Source organism: Acinetobacter sp. NIPH 298 (assembly GCF_000369505.1).
Classification (GTDB): domain Bacteria; phylum Pseudomonadota; class Gammaproteobacteria; order Pseudomonadales; family Moraxellaceae; genus Acinetobacter.
Window position 1 is genome coordinate 20650 of sequence record NZ_KB850054.1, and the last position, 14049, is coordinate 34698.

Annotated in this window: 14 protein-coding genes; 8 read left to right on the forward strand and 6 right to left on the reverse strand. The window is 40.3% G+C overall.

What is annotated here, in order from left to right; genetic code table 11:
- Position 1: 1 nt before the first annotated feature.
- A complete protein-coding gene (gene dnaN / locus F903_RS02490) occupies positions 2-1150 on the reverse strand; it encodes a DNA polymerase III subunit beta (RefSeq protein WP_005194347.1) in 1149 nt (382 codons plus the stop codon).
- Positions 1151-1262: 112 nt separating this feature from the next.
- Positions 1263-2663, reverse strand: a complete 1401-nt coding sequence (dnaA, locus tag F903_RS02495) for a chromosomal replication initiator protein DnaA (protein WP_004672259.1) — start codon at positions 2661-2663, stop codon at positions 1263-1265.
- 668 nt (positions 2664-3331) lie between these two features.
- Here dnaA and rpmH point away from each other — a divergent pair.
- From rpmH to F903_RS02530, 7 genes are all read left to right on the forward strand, one after another.
- Positions 3332-3466, forward strand: coding sequence for a 50S ribosomal protein L34 (gene rpmH / locus F903_RS02500; RefSeq protein WP_000831329.1), 135 nt, complete (start codon positions 3332-3334; stop codon positions 3464-3466).
- Positions 3467-3493: 27 nt separating this feature from the next.
- Positions 3494-3889, forward strand: coding sequence for a ribonuclease P protein component (gene rnpA / locus F903_RS02505; RefSeq protein WP_004672256.1), 396 nt, complete (start codon positions 3494-3496; stop codon positions 3887-3889).
- Positions 3890-3898: 9 nt separating this feature from the next.
- A complete protein-coding gene (yidD, locus tag F903_RS02510; RefSeq protein WP_004672254.1) occupies positions 3899-4222 on the forward strand; it encodes a membrane protein insertion efficiency factor YidD in 324 nt (107 codons plus the stop codon).
- Positions 4223-4224: 2 nt separating this feature from the next.
- On the forward strand, positions 4225-5982 hold the full coding sequence (yidC, locus tag F903_RS02515) for a membrane protein insertase YidC (RefSeq protein WP_004672253.1): 1758 nt from the start codon (positions 4225-4227) through the stop codon (positions 5980-5982).
- Positions 5983-6071: 89 nt separating this feature from the next.
- The gene (gene mnmE / locus F903_RS02520; RefSeq protein ID WP_005194353.1) at positions 6072-7427 is read left to right on the forward strand and encodes a tRNA uridine-5-carboxymethylaminomethyl(34) synthesis GTPase MnmE; all 1356 of its coding nucleotides are present in this window, start codon (positions 6072-6074) and stop codon (positions 7425-7427) included.
- 226 nt (positions 7428-7653) lie between these two features.
- Positions 7654-8676, forward strand: a complete 1023-nt coding sequence (locus F903_RS02525) for a virulence RhuM family protein (RefSeq protein ID WP_005194355.1) — start codon at positions 7654-7656, stop codon at positions 8674-8676.
- Between the two features lie 222 nt (positions 8677-8898).
- Positions 8899-9597, forward strand: a complete 699-nt coding sequence (locus F903_RS02530; RefSeq protein WP_005194358.1) for a DsbC family protein — start codon at positions 8899-8901, stop codon at positions 9595-9597.
- Positions 9598-9651: 54 nt separating this feature from the next.
- Here F903_RS02530 and F903_RS02535 read toward each other — a convergent pair whose 3' ends face one another.
- From F903_RS02535 to guaD, 3 genes are all read right to left on the reverse strand, one after another.
- The gene (locus F903_RS02535) at positions 9652-9903 is read right to left on the reverse strand and encodes a GlsB/YeaQ/YmgE family stress response membrane protein (RefSeq protein WP_004672229.1); all 252 of its coding nucleotides are present in this window, start codon (positions 9901-9903) and stop codon (positions 9652-9654) included.
- A gap of 167 nt (positions 9904-10070) precedes the next feature.
- On the reverse strand, positions 10071-10601 hold the full coding sequence (hpt, locus tag F903_RS02540) for a hypoxanthine phosphoribosyltransferase (protein WP_005194361.1): 531 nt from the start codon (positions 10599-10601) through the stop codon (positions 10071-10073).
- Between the two features lie 222 nt (positions 10602-10823).
- Entirely contained in the window at positions 10824-12140 is a 1317-nt protein-coding gene (guaD, locus tag F903_RS02545; RefSeq protein WP_005194362.1) for a guanine deaminase, read from the reverse strand.
- A 181-nt stretch (positions 12141-12321) separates the two neighbouring features.
- Here guaD and F903_RS02550 point away from each other — a divergent pair, with 181 nt between their 5' ends.
- A complete protein-coding gene (locus F903_RS02550) occupies positions 12322-12867 on the forward strand; it encodes a nucleotidyltransferase family protein (protein WP_005194364.1) in 546 nt (181 codons plus the stop codon).
- Between the two features lie 102 nt (positions 12868-12969).
- Here the strand turns inward: F903_RS02550 and F903_RS02555 are convergent, their stop codons facing one another.
- Positions 12970-13923 carry a TerC family protein gene (locus tag F903_RS02555; protein WP_004672221.1) on the reverse strand — a complete coding sequence of 318 codons (954 nt, stop codon included), beginning with the start codon at positions 13921-13923 and terminating at the stop codon, positions 12970-12972.
- Positions 13924-14049 lie beyond the last annotated feature (126 nt).

A 14049-nucleotide genomic window follows, 5' to 3' on the forward strand; every position in this document is an offset into this window, starting at 1 on the left:
ATTAAACTCGCATTGGCATTACAACATAAGTTTGATCTGGGTGTGCTGGATCTTGTACAAGAACAGACTGATTCGCTTCAGTCATGGTCATCTTGACATCATCACCATCCAATACACTGAGAACTTCGAGAATATATTGTGCATTAAATGACATTTCCAAAGGTACATCCTGATATTGAATGGCGATATCTTCTACCGCTTCATCTTGTTCAGGATTGTTGGCACGCAACTGCAATGAGTCTTGATTAAAGTTCAAGAACACACCACGTAATTTTTCATTACTTAAAATCGCCACACGTTGCAATGATTGTTTAAACACGTCTTGTCCAATAAATACGTGTTTGTCACCACCACGAGGAATCACACGGCGATAATCCGGGAACTTACCATCAATCAATTTGGTGGTAAAACGGACAATAATATCGCCCTGCTCTTTATCTCGACTCGGCGTATTAATGGTGACATTGAGTAATTCACGTCCAATCAACAACGTCAGTTGTTCATCTTCAATACTGAGTAAACGTTGCAACTCACCTACGGCTTTACGCGGCACAATCGCCTGAATCGATGAAGATGCGGTTGACGATGCCAACACTTCACACAAAGCTAAACGATGCCCATCTGTTGTTACGGTACGTAATTGATTTTGATCAATTTCAAGTAAAGTTCCTGTTAGATAAAAACGAACATCTTGCACCGCCATCGCAAAGGCTGTTTTTTCAAAAAGACGTTTTAATTCGCGTTGGGTGACTTGCACTTGCGTGCCTTGACTATTTTCAGTGGTGAGCAATGGATAATCTTCAGCAGGAAGCGTTCCCAAAACAAAACGACTATTTCCCGATTTTAAAATACAGCGTTGATCTTCGGTAATTTGTAGATCAATCAGTGCTGCGCTCGGAAGTGACTTACAAATCTCGACCAGTTTACGTGCTGGAACAGTCGTTTCCCCTGCTTCTAAACAAGCGCCTTCCGCCAGTGTGGTACTCGCCACCAATTCAACTTCTAGATCTGAGCCAATAATGGTTAAGGCATGTTGCGTGGTTTGAATTTTGACATTTGAAAGAATATTCAAGGTATGACGGCGTTCAACAGCTCCTACCACATGTGATAAAACATTGAGTAAACTTTCTTTAGCGATTTTCAAACGCACGATTTTATTCCTCTTACAACAGAAGCCGATATGAATGTTAGCAGTGTACTATGCTGCACTTAAAAGCAGTTTGCAACTCTGAAAGTAGGGTCTATTGTCATTAAACCCGCGATTAACTTTGTAATAGACGCATTAAGTTTTTATAGTCTTCATTAAAAATTGGATCTTCTTGACGTAGGCTATTCACTTTTTCACAGGCATGCATCACCGTACTATGATCACGACCACCGAAAGCCATTCCAATTTCAGGAAAGCTATCGCCTGTCAGTTCACGCGCTAAGCCCATCGCCAACTGACGAGGGCGCGCATAAATACGCGTCCGTTTTGGTCCAACCAATTCTTTTAATGGAATACGGAAATATTCACTCACGACGCGTTGGATATTTTCGACACTAATGGTCCGTGCTCGAATTGCCAACACATCTTTTAAAGATTCACGCACCACATCTAAATCAATGACGGTGCCTTTAAAACGTGAAATTGCCACCACTTTATTCAATGCACCTTCCAGCTCACGCACGTTGGCAACAACTTGTTGAGCGATAAACAAAGCACAGTTTCTTGGTAAATCAACACCACTGTTTTCAGCTTTTTTCAGTAAAATTTCGATACGCGTTTCGATATCAGGCGGCTCGACACCAACCGATAATCCCCAAGAAAAACGAGAAACCAAACGTGGATCCAATTCGGTTAACTCTTTTGGATAGCGATCAGAAGTCAAAATAATTTGCTTAGACTCATCGAGCAAAGCATTGAAAGTATAAAAGAATTCAACCAAACTCGCTTCTTTACCCGCCAATAAATGAATATCATCGACCAACAATAAATCTAAAGAGCGACAATTTTTCTTAAATTCTTCAACTTTGCCTTTTTGCAAAGAACTCACAAAGTCTTGTACAAAACTTTCAGAGGTCATGTACATGACACGTGCATTGGGTTTTGCTTGCAATAATGCGTTGCCAACGGCTTGCATCAAATGCGTTTTACCCAAACCCGTTGGACCATATAAAAATAGAGGATTGTGCTGTGAAGCACCTAATTGTGTGAGCACTTTACGACAAGTTTCTGCCGCCATTTGGTTAGAGCGCCCCTCAACAAATAGTGAGAAGCTAAACAACGGATTTAATTGTCTTTTCTTCGCTATTTTGGTTGGATTTTGACTCGGTTGGGCTAAATCAGATTCTTTTTTGATTTTAATAGGTGTGGGTTGGCTGCTTAACGCGGCCGTCGTGGTGGCAGGTTGTTCACGTTGTTCACTCGAAGACAAAATGGTCCCTGGACGCGAATCAACTAAAATCTCGACCTGACGTATCCGCCCTTCAGACAATTGTTCTGCCAGTATTGAAATCAGCTCTAAATGATTGTCTTGAATATAACGCGTCCAATAAGGGTTCGGCGCATATAAACGCATTACATCATCAACTTCTTCAGCAACCAAGGGACGAATCCACATCGCAAAGACGTTATCAGATAGCTCTTGTCGCAAGCGAGTTAAGCAGTCCGTCCAGAGCATGTGCATCCCCTATATATCCATTTTAAATTTAAAAAAACAAAAACCGCCCCTTCACTTTTCAAAGGGGTCGCCATTCTAACCAAGTTATCCACATCTGTCAGGCACATTCAGGCGAGTTTCGCTGAAAAAAAAAGCATTCGTGAATTAAATTCAAATTTAAACCGATTGTGCATAACTTTTAGCACATCCTGTGGATAGTTTTAAGTCCAAAGTTATCCACAATGTATAAAATCAATAGAAACATAGTTATCCACAGAGTAACTTTATGTTTATCTTAAGAAATACTCGACTTTCCACAGAAAAAAGCCTTACTAATAATAATAAACTTAAATTTTAAAATTTGAATTTACTTATAAGGATCACTGCGAATGTGGATAACTGAGCATATCGAAATTTAAATTCAAAATCCAAGGTTTAAATTTAAAACAGCAATTGAAGTGTGTATAAGCTTGTCGATAAGCTGTGAATATAACGCAATACTGATATAATTTAAATAGATAGCTTGTGTATGTTTTTTGTTTTCGATGTTTTTGTATAAAATTAGAATTGTTCGCTTTATGCCAAACAATAAAAACAATATGTAAAGTTTTAGCTTTTTGATTGACAGCGGACCCTTTGCCCCATAAAATCGCGGACCTTACAGAAAGATCAATTTTGGGAGTTTCAATATGAAACGTACTTTCCAACCATCTGAATTAAAGCGCAAGCGTGTTCATGGTTTCCGTGCTCGTATGGCAACTAAAGCTGGTCGTCAAGTTTTAGCTCGTCGTCGTGCAAAAGGTCGTCATAGCTTAACTGTTTAATACTGTTAAGCTGACCAGATTTGGGTGATGTCACTTTACAGTTTTAGCACTGAATTCCGTATTCGTTGTGCTGCAGATTATAAAAGTGTGTTTGATGGTGCGCTTTTTAAAGTGCATCAGCCCCATTTCCTTTTTTTAGCAAAATTAACCGAACAGCCGAATAGCCGTTTGGGTATTGTCGTTGCTAAAAAAAAGGTACGTCGCGCACATGAGCGAAATAGAATAAAACGCCTTGCTCGGGAGAGCTTTCGTTTACATCAAGCTCAATTTAATGCTGATATCGATATTGTCGTGATGCCTAAAGTAGGTATAGAAGCAATTTCAAATCAAGAATTACATCAACAATTAGATTTAGCTTGGCAAAAATTACAGCGTTTAGCTAAAAAGCATTCCAAAGTCGTTGTAACACCTCTCCAAAATTAGAGATCTCCAATGGTACGTTTACTGCATTGGTTGATAAGATGCTACCAAATCGCAATTAGTCCATTATTGGGGCCGCGTTGCCGCTATATTCCAACTTGCTCTCAATATGCAATTGAAGCTTTACAGACCCATGGCGCTGTAAAAGGTGTATGGCTATCGACCAAGCGCGTTTGCCGTTGTCATCCTTGGGGTGGTTCAGGCTATGATCCCGTGCCACGCAAAGCACTTCGTTTCATTTCGTTTCATCAAATAGATTCTCAAATGCATCACGTTGCTGTACCCTTTCGTGATCGTTTATTTAAGCAAAATTTCTCTAATCATTTGGGATATTAGATATGCAACAATGGGCCAGATTTGCAATTCTTGGAGCCATGTTTGTTACCGCATATTTGCTTATTTTGGCTTGGCAAAAAGATTATGGTCATGCTGCAACAGCACCGCAACAACAAGCGGCTGTTGTTACTACGCATGAAGTATCTGCAGATTTGCCAAATGCTCAAAATGCAACCGCGGCTTCAGACTTGCCACAAGCAAATGTGACTGCATCACAAGCCACAGAAAGTCCTTCTGTGAGTCAGCAACTGATTTCAGTACAAACCGACCTTTACCATCTTTGGATCAATCCTAAAGGTGGCGATATTGTTCGTATTGAGCTATTAAGCCACGATCAAAGCAAAAACGGTGATCAGCCGTTTGTGATGCTTGAAAATGATGCGAACCGTACTTACGTCGCTCAATCTGGTTTAATTGGTTTAAACGGACCGGACAGTAGCCGTAGCGGTCGTCCAATGTATGATGTTGAAAAAACAACTTATACCTTGGCAGATGCGAAAAGTGTGGCGACCAAAGATGGAGCAACCAGTCAAGTCTTGACGGTTCCATTGGTCTTTAAAACGCCTGAAGGCGTTGAAGTGATTAAGACCTTCACTTTTAGCCAAGGTGAGTATCCGATTACGGTTAAACACCAAGTCATCAACCGCAGTCAGCAAAACTGGCAAGGTCAGATGTTTGGTCAATTAAAGCGTGATAATTCTGATGATCCAGGCAAATCTGACCAAGGGATTTTCACTTTAGGGACTTTCTTGGGTGGCGCATGGGGTACACCTGAAGCAAATTACAATAAGTTAAAGTTTGCTAATTTCTCTGATGAGAAATTGAGTCTTGACGCGAAAGATGCTTGGGTTGCGATGGTGCAACACTATTTTGTCAGTGCTTGGATTCCAGGTCATTTAAAGCTGACTCAAGCAGATGGTCAACCTTATGTTGCTAAGCTAGAATCACGTCAGTCTGCTGATAAAATGAATATTATTGGTTTCACTTCTCCAGTGATTAATGTACCTGCAGGTACATCAATGGAAGTAGATGCTAAATTTTATTCTGGCCCAAAAATCCAATCTGAGTTAAAAGATCTTGCTGTTGGTTTAAATCAGACAGTGGACTATGGTTGGTTATGGCCAATTGCCAAATTATTGTTCTTAGGCTTACAGTTCTTCCATAACATCGTAGGTAACTGGGGTTGGTCAATTATCTTATTGACGATCTTAGTGAAATTGATTTTATGGCCACTTTCTTCGAAAAGTTATCGCTCAATGGCGAAAATGCGTGTGATTGCACCTGAAATGCAACGCATGAAAGAAGAGTTTGGCGAAGATCGTATGCGTTTTTCGCAAGAAATGATGGCGTTGTATAAGCGCGAGCAAGTCAATCCATTGTCTGGATGTTTGCCGTTATTGCTGCAAATGCCAATTTTCTTAGCTTTGTATTGGGTATTGATGGAATCAGTTGAACTTCGTCATGCGCCATGGTTGGCTTGGATTCAAGATTTATCTGCGATGGATCCTTGGTTTATTTTGCCATTGATCATGGGTGTTACCATGTACGTGCAGCAAATGTTAAACCCACAACCGACTGATCCAATGCAAGCGAAAGTATTCCGTATCATGCCAATCATGTTTACGGTCTTCATGTTGTTCTTCCCTGCAGGTTTAGTGCTGTACTGGATCGTCAACAACAGTATTACGATCCTGCAACAGTCATTTATCAATAAAAGCGTAGAGAAAGATCGTCTCAACAAGGTTGAGACCACCTCTTAATCTCGAACTTTTACTGAATAAATCCGCTTAAGATGGTAATCTTAAGCGGATTTTTTTTGGCTGAATATTAGGGTTGTTAGGTGAATAATATGCAACATCAAACCACAATTACTGCGATCGCTACACCTTTAGGTCGTGGTGGTGTGGGGGTGATTCGTCTGTCTGGACCGAAAGCCTATGTGATTGCCGAACAACTTACACAGAAAACATTACCTGCTGCCCGTATGGCTGGTTTCCGCAAGTTTTATGATGCGGATGGTTCAGTGATGGATGAAGGCATTATCTTGTGTTTTCCAAATCCGCATTCTTTTACTGGTGAGGATGTGGTTGAAATCCAAGGACATGGTGGTCCTGTGATTCAAAATGCATTGCTGGCACGCTTACTTGATTTAGGCGCAATTGCAGCCAAAGCCGGTGAGTTTTCTATGCGCGCCTTTGAAAATGGCAAAATGGATTTAGTTCAAGCTGAAGCGATTGCTGATTTGATTGATGCCACGTCTCAAGCGGCAGCACGTTCAGCAGTACGATCATTACAGGGTGCATTTTCAACCAAAATTAATACCGTTTTAGAAAAACTCATTCACTTACGGTTGCATGTTGAAGCCGCTATTGATTTTCCTGAAGAAGAAATTGATTTCTTGGCGGATGGTAAAATTTTAGCGTTATTGGATGATGTGCAAAGTTCTGTTCATGCAGTTCAGCAATCTGCGCGTCAAGGACAGTTATTACGTGAAGGTTTGCAGGTGGTCATTGCAGGTAAACCAAATGCAGGCAAATCCAGCCTATTAAACGCATTAGCGGGACATGAACGCGCTATTGTGACTGATATTGCAGGAACAACCCGTGATGTGTTGCATGAAAAGATCAGTTTGAATGGTTTACCGATGACCTTGACCGATACCGCTGGTTTACGTGAAACAGGTGATATTGTGGAACAAGAAGGCATTCGTCGTGCCATCAAAGAAATTGAGCAAGCGGATTTATTGCTATTGGTGTATGACTTAAATCAAGGTGATGAACCGTTACAATTGGCGCGTGAATATTTTGCTGACCATCTTGAACCGAAACGATTACTTTTGATCGGCAACAAGTGCGACTTGACGGGGCAACGTGCTGAATTAAGCGATTATCAAGGTTTCCGCCATATCTGTGTTTCTGCCAAGCAAGAAATGGGCGTTCAGGCGCTCATAGATGCGATCACAGCGCATGCAGGCTTCCAGCCAGAAGAAGATACCTTTATTGCTCGAACACGCCATTTAGATGCAATGAAGCGCACTCAGCGTTATTTGGCTGAAGCCCGTGAGCAACTGGTGGTGTTTAATGCGGGCGAGTTAGTGGCTGAGTCATTACGATTAGCCCAAAATGCCCTCGGTGAAATCACAGGTGATTTTAATGCCGATGATTTATTGGGTAAGATCTTTGGTTCATTCTGTATTGGGAAGTGATATAAATTGTTGTTATTTAACAAGTTATACATGTAATTTATAAAGCATTAATAAGTTGTAGTGACTTAATGTTCTTTATGCCTATTGGTAATTCAGTGGTGTTCAATTCAATAAGTTTACACGGCGCTATGATTTTATATTCAGCTTGAGCTATCAGCCGAATCATATATTTTTTAATGAGGTAAAGTAACATAAAAGCCGTTAAATAATTATTTGGGAGAGACTTGTGACTGATAAAAATACTGGAGAATTTATCTTATATGCTTCCGAAGATGGTGAGCTAAAAATTGATGTCAGATTATTAGATGAAACTGTTTGGTTGACTCAAAAGCAAATGGCAGAAATGTTTCTAAAAGATGTTAGAACGATTAGCGAGCATATTAAAAATGTATTTGATGAAGGTGAACTTGATCAAAATTCAGTTATCCGGAATTTCCGGATAACTGCAACAGATGGTAAAAGCTACGATACGCAACACTATAATTTAGATGTCATTATTTCCGTTGGTTATCGGGTTAAGTCTAACCGCGGCACACAATTCCGTATATGGGCGACAAAAGTTTTACGTGAATATATCGTTAAAGGTTTTGCGATGGACGATGCAAGACTTAAAAACGGCGGAAATAATAACTATTTTGATGAATTACTTGCTCGTATTCGAGATATTCGAGCATCTGAAAAACTGTTTTATCAAAAGGTCTTAGAGATCTATGCAACCAGTGTTGATTATGACCATAAAACGGCTGAATCTCTAAAATTCTTTCAGACAGTACAAAATAAAATGCACTGGGCAGCTCATGGACATACTGCCGCAGAAGTCGTTTTTAGTCGTGTAGATGGTACAAAGCCGAACATGGGAATGACAAGTTTTGGTGGTTCTGGACATCCTAAAACGAAAGATATTTCTATCGCTAAAAATTATTTAGAAGAAAAAGAAATTGATGTGCTTAATCGTATAGTGACCATGTACCTAGATTTTGCAGAGTTACAGGCTTTGAATGGTACACCAATGTATATGCGTGATTGGGTGTCAAAACTAGATAAGTTCTTGCTTGCATCTGATAGGCAGCTTTTAACCCATGCTGGGAAAATTTCACAAGCTCAAGCCAAACAAAAAGCACAATTAGAATATGCAATATATAAGAAACAATATGTTGACTACCAAACACCAGTAGAGCGGCATTTTGAGGAAGCGATTAAAGATGTAAAAAAAATTGCTAAGCAACAACCACGCAATAAGAAAACTTAAGCACTGAATAGGTTTAGTTTTAATTATGAAGAATCTGTCATGATTAGAAAGAAACTTTAAAATAGGATATTCTGTATTGGGAGTAATTCCAATCAAGAATAAATGTTCCACGTGAAACATCCCCCCTATTGGTTTGATTTTGGTTGCGACTCAGTAAGTCGAGCTGTTTAGCTATGAGAGACGGATTACAATAGCTGCTGATTTTTGATTCGAGTATCAGTCATGTTAAAAAAAATTGGGATATTCTCATTATTGAGCTGTGTTTCTGTTCTGAGTTTAGCCAATGTGGAAACGCTCAAAAGTAATTTAAATAAGAACTATCCCAATATCCAAGTGACCAATATTCAAAGCACTGAAATGGCAGGTTTATACAGTGCAAATCTGGATAATCAAATCATCTATCTCGATGACACTGCAGAGCATATGTTTATTGGATCAATGGTGCGCTTAAAAGATCAGAAAAATCTCACCAAGGATTTGGTATTAAAGCAAAATTCAATTGATTGGAAACAACTTCCCTTGCAGGATGCGATCAAAACGGTCAAAGGCAATGGCAAACGTCAGCTCGCAATTTTTTCAGATCCAAACTGTCCGTACTGCAAGCAATTAGAAGCTGAATTGGACAAGCTCAATGATGTGACGATTTATACCTTTATCTATGCTTTAAAACCGCAATCTATCGCTGTTTCTAAGCAAGTTTGGTGTGATGCAAATCCATCGTACGCATGGAAAAATTTACTGCAAAAGAATGTTCAACCTAAAGCTAAAACCTGTGCTAATCCGATAGATCGAAATCTAGAGTTAGGACGTAAGTTGGGTGTGAGTGGTACACCAACTTTAATCTTCTCAAATGGTTTGAAAATGGTCGGTGGACGTAGTGCTGAAGATATTCAAATGATTTGGAAGGAATTAGGACTATAAAAAATAATACGCCCAATTCATTATTTTGGATGAATTGGGCGTGATCCAACGATTTTAACTTTTCTTGGTGGCGAGGTTATAAACAAATAAAATAATCACTGCACCGATCACGGATGCAATAAATCCTGCTGCTGAATTTTCCCCGTATAAACCGAGTAATCGCCCCCCATAGGTCGCCAATAAAGAACCCGCAATACCGAGTAAAGTGGTGACGATAAAACCTGCTTTATCATCCCCTGGATGTAGGGCTCTGGCGATTAGACCTGCAAAAAAACCTACGACAATTGCAACAATCAGCGTCCACATTGTTTTTCTCCTTGTTTCATAAAGCGATTTATTTTTTTATCCTGCTAGATCAAGCGCGTGCTGTCTGTAGTAGATTGCTTATTTATGTCGTATTTTTGTGCAAGATTTAGCGGTCTTTGATGAATATAGTTATAAAAAAGGCGCTTAATAGCGCCTTAACTTATCGTTTAAAGACCAATCTCACCAATAAAAGGTAAATGACGATATTTCTGATCGAAATCGAGACCATAACCGACAATAAAGCGATCTTCGACTTCAAAACCTAAGAATTTTACGTCTAAATCAATTTCACGGCGCGATGGTTTGCTCACCAGCGTACACAGTTCAATTGAATTTGGTTTACGGGTTTGCAGCATTTGCATAACTTTACTTAATGTCCGTCCTGAATCAATAATATCTTCAACAACGAGCACATCTTTACCACGAATTTGACCATCAAGATCTTTTAAAATTTTGACATCGCGTGAAGAAACGGTTGTACCGTTTACATAGCTAGATACTGTCATAAAATCGAGTTCGTGTGGTTTTTCTATAGCACGACATAAATCTGCCATAAAAATGACGGAACCACGCAGTAAACCAATCAATACCAGTTCTTTATCACTTTGAGCATAGTGTGCATTGATTTTTTCGCCAAGCTCTTTCACTTTGGCTTGAATCTCTTCACTTGAAATCATAATGCGCATTGCAATGGTCATCGGCAGATTCCTAAAAAATTAAATATGGGAAAATAAAAAAGGTGTTGACCTGCAACACCTCGAAAATTTGAGCGAATGGGAGAATTTTAAAACAAAATCAGCTTTCATGCATCTTTTGATGATGAATATCTGCCATTTTGCTGAGAAGTGCTATCTCGTTTCAGCAAGATCGCAGTTCCAATCGCCAACAACATCAAACCAAGTTTTTGTTTGTTTGAGGCTTTAGTTTTGGCTATAGGCTTTTTGTCCATAGATATAAGTGGCCTCAATATTGCGGTCATCGCCCATGGTAAACAGTGCAAATAAGCTGTCATCAATGGATTTTGACCGTGACTGACGCAGTTGTTGTAAAGCGGTGGGTTGCAGATTTAGCACCACAAAATCCGCTTCTTTGCCTATATTGAAGTTACCGAGTTTATCGTCCAGATCGAGCGCTTTTGCCCCGCCCAAAGTGGCATGATAAAGCGATTCAAAAGCGGAGAGTTTATCACCTTGCAACTGTTGTACTTTGTAGGCTTCATTGACCGTTTGCAATAAGCTAAATGAAGTCCCCGCCCCGACATCAGTGCCTAAACCAACTTTGACTTGTTGATCCCATGTTTTTTTCAATGGAAATAATCCGCTGCCCAAAAACAGGTTTGAGGTTGGGCAGAAAGCAATTGCGGAGTCTGTGTCATGCATGCATTGCCATTCTGTATCTTCTAAGTGAACACAATGCGCGAATACCGAACGCTGACCTGTTAGACCATAATGGTGGTAAACATCCAGATAGCCATTTTGCGCTGGGAACAAATCTTTGACCCATGCAATCTCATCTTTATTTTCACTTAAATGCGTATGCACATACACATCAGGAAACTCTGCTTTAAGTTGCCCTGCTTTTTCTAATTGTTCTGGTGTAGAAGTCGGTGCAAAACGTGGTGTGATCGCGTATAGGGCACGGCCCTGACCATGCCACTTCTGAATCAGTGCTTTAGAATCGTCATAGGAGCTCTCTGCGGTGTCGCAAAGTGCTTCAGGTGCATGACGGTCCATCATCACCTTACCTGCAATTAAACGCATCTGGTGCTGTTGTGCGGCTTCAAATAAGGCATCAACTGATTCAGGATGGACAGTGCAGAACACCAGTGCCGTAGTGGTGCCATTTTTAAGCAGTTCATTGACAAAGAATGCGGCAATTTCTTGGGCATAAGCAGGGTCTTTAAACTGGATTTCGGTTGGGAAAGTATAGGTATTTAACCAACTGAGGAGTTGTTCGCCGTAGGCACCGACCATTTCTGTTTGTGGAAAATGGATGTGGGTGTCAATCATCCCCGGAATGATCAATTGCTCAGGATAATGCTGAATGTCAACGTTTGTAGGAAGATGGTCTTGGGCTTCATTCCAAGCGCCAAACCAGCGAATTTTGCCATTTTCGGTGATGAGTACGCCATCTTCGATATAACGCACTTGATCGGCGATTTCTGCTGCTTGGGAAACGGTTTTTTGAATATCTAAGAAGCGACCACGAACAACCGTGATCTGAGTAGCCAATGTCATAACAACCTACAGTTTTACTTTTTTCGGTTGATTGTACCTGATTTTGCCCAAGTTACTGGAATATTCGCCTAAATTAAGCGGCTAAAAAGTGTATAAATGTGAGTAATCTTTTGAGTCAATTCACTCTACTTTTGGGTGAATATGGGGAAGCTGTTTGGATAATTTAAGGATTTAAACAACAATGACACTGTATCAAATACACCATCGAAAAATTCTTTTCGATTTGATCCTAAATACCCCCGAACTCTATGCAATGTTAAAACAACTTGCACGGATCGAACCACGTGCATATTTAAGTGCAGGTGTGATTCGCAATACGGTTTGGGCATTTTTGCATGGTCAGACTTTTGATTTAAACGATAGCGAAATTGACGTGATTTATTATGATGGGCAGGAACGGAATAACCATGTACAGCAGCGAGTGAAACAAACATTAGAAGACTTATTCCCTCAGCAGCAATGGGATGTGGTGAATCAAGCTTTGGTGCATACATGGTATCGCAAGGAAAATGGCGAACAAATTCAGCCAATAGCATCTATCGAACATGCTTTATCATTATGGCCTGAAACGGCAACCGCTATCGCGCTTCGTTTGAACTCATCTGGAGAGCTGGAGCTGATTGCACCATTTGGTTTACAAGATTTATTTGAATTACGACTCTGTTGGAATCCTGCACTGGTCAGCTATACCACCTTCAAAAATCGTGTTGAGTCTAAAAAATGGTAGCAACAATGGCCTAAATTAAAATGGGTTGTTCCAACGGAAACACATGATGCTTGAATAGAACAAAGGGACTTGATTGAAATCCCTTTGTTCATGTTCAGCGTATTATTGCGCTTGACGCTTATTGTGACGTAACGATAAATACGCCGTAATACTTAATACTATGATGATAAAACCGAGTGAGATCCAAATCGGCATGTGGAACACATCCAGCAACAGCATTTTTGTCCCAATGAACAACAGGATAATGCCCAAGCCATAAGGTAGATAATGCAATTTGGTTGCAGCACCTGCCAGTAAAAAGAACATCGCACGTAAGCCTAAAATCGCCATTAAGTTCGCTGTGAGGACAATAAACGGGTCGGTGGTCACGGCGAATATTGCAGGAATCGAATCCACCGCAAAAATCACGTCGGAAGCTTCTACCAATACCAACACCAAAAATAACGGCGTCGCCCACAAAAGTCCGTTTTGTCGGACGAAGAATTTGTTACCTTCAAGTTGAGGGGTGATACGGATATGTTTACGTAACCATTTGAGTAAAAAATTGTCTTCAATATTGCTTTCTTGCTCTTGTCCTTTTAGGAACTTAAAGCCTGTATACACAAGGAATGCGCCGAAAATATACAGTACCCAAGAGAACTCTTGAACGAACCAAGCACCGATGAAAATGAAGATCGTTCTCAGCACGATCGCACCGAGTACACCATAGAGCAAAATTTTACGTTGTAAGGCCGGTGGAATGGCGAATGCGGCAAAGATCATCAGCCAAACGAAGACATTATCAATCGCCAATGATTTCTCAAGCAGATAACCGGCGAAGTATTCCATGGTTTTTTGATTGGCGATATTTGTTCCGATGGTTTGCTGTAAATACAGCCATAGACCTCCACCAAATAGGATGGCCGCAGTGACCCATGCCACACTCCAATAAGCGGCTTGCCGAATCGGCACGTCTTGGTTTTGTTTCTGTTTAAAACCTAAAAAATCGATCAATAGCATCACAGTGACGATGCCAAAGAATACAAGATACAACCATAAGTTGCCGATAGATTCCATTACCACTCCCGATCTGGCAAATGGAAGCGGCATAAAAAAACCTTGACCAGTTGCCAGATGAATTAAAAAAACATCTGTTTCAACATGATCAAGGTCTTGCCTACATCACCGATGAGGATGATGCTC

Coding starts and splice junctions, on each gene's coding strand:
- F903_RS02530 (WP_005194358.1), top strand. CDS start 8,899: ATGTTAAAAAAAATTGGGATATTCTCATTATTGAGCTGTGTTTCTGTT.
- guaD (WP_005194362.1), bottom strand. CDS start 12,140: ATGACATTGGCTACTCAGATCACGGTTGTTCGTGGTCGCTTCTTAGAT.
- F903_RS02555 (WP_004672221.1), bottom strand. CDS start 13,923: ATGGAATCTATCGGCAACTTATGGTTGTATCTTGTATTCTTTGGCATC.
- rnpA (WP_004672256.1), top strand. CDS start 3,494: ATGTCACTTTACAGTTTTAGCACTGAATTCCGTATTCGTTGTGCTGCA.
- yidD (WP_004672254.1), top strand. CDS start 3,899: ATGGTACGTTTACTGCATTGGTTGATAAGATGCTACCAAATCGCAATT.
- hpt (WP_005194361.1), bottom strand. CDS start 10,601: ATGACCATTGCAATGCGCATTATGATTTCAAGTGAAGAGATTCAAGCC.
- rpmH (WP_000831329.1), top strand. CDS start 3,332: ATGAAACGTACTTTCCAACCATCTGAATTAAAGCGCAAGCGTGTTCAT.
- mnmE (WP_005194353.1), top strand. CDS start 6,072: ATGCAACATCAAACCACAATTACTGCGATCGCTACACCTTTAGGTCGT.
- yidC (WP_004672253.1), top strand. CDS start 4,225: ATGCAACAATGGGCCAGATTTGCAATTCTTGGAGCCATGTTTGTTACC.
- dnaA (WP_004672259.1), bottom strand. CDS start 2,663: ATGCTCTGGACGGACTGCTTAACTCGCTTGCGACAAGAGCTATCTGAT.
- F903_RS02535 (WP_004672229.1), bottom strand. CDS start 9,903: ATGTGGACGCTGATTGTTGCAATTGTCGTAGGTTTTTTTGCAGGTCTA.
- F903_RS02550 (WP_005194364.1), top strand. CDS start 12,322: ATGACACTGTATCAAATACACCATCGAAAAATTCTTTTCGATTTGATC.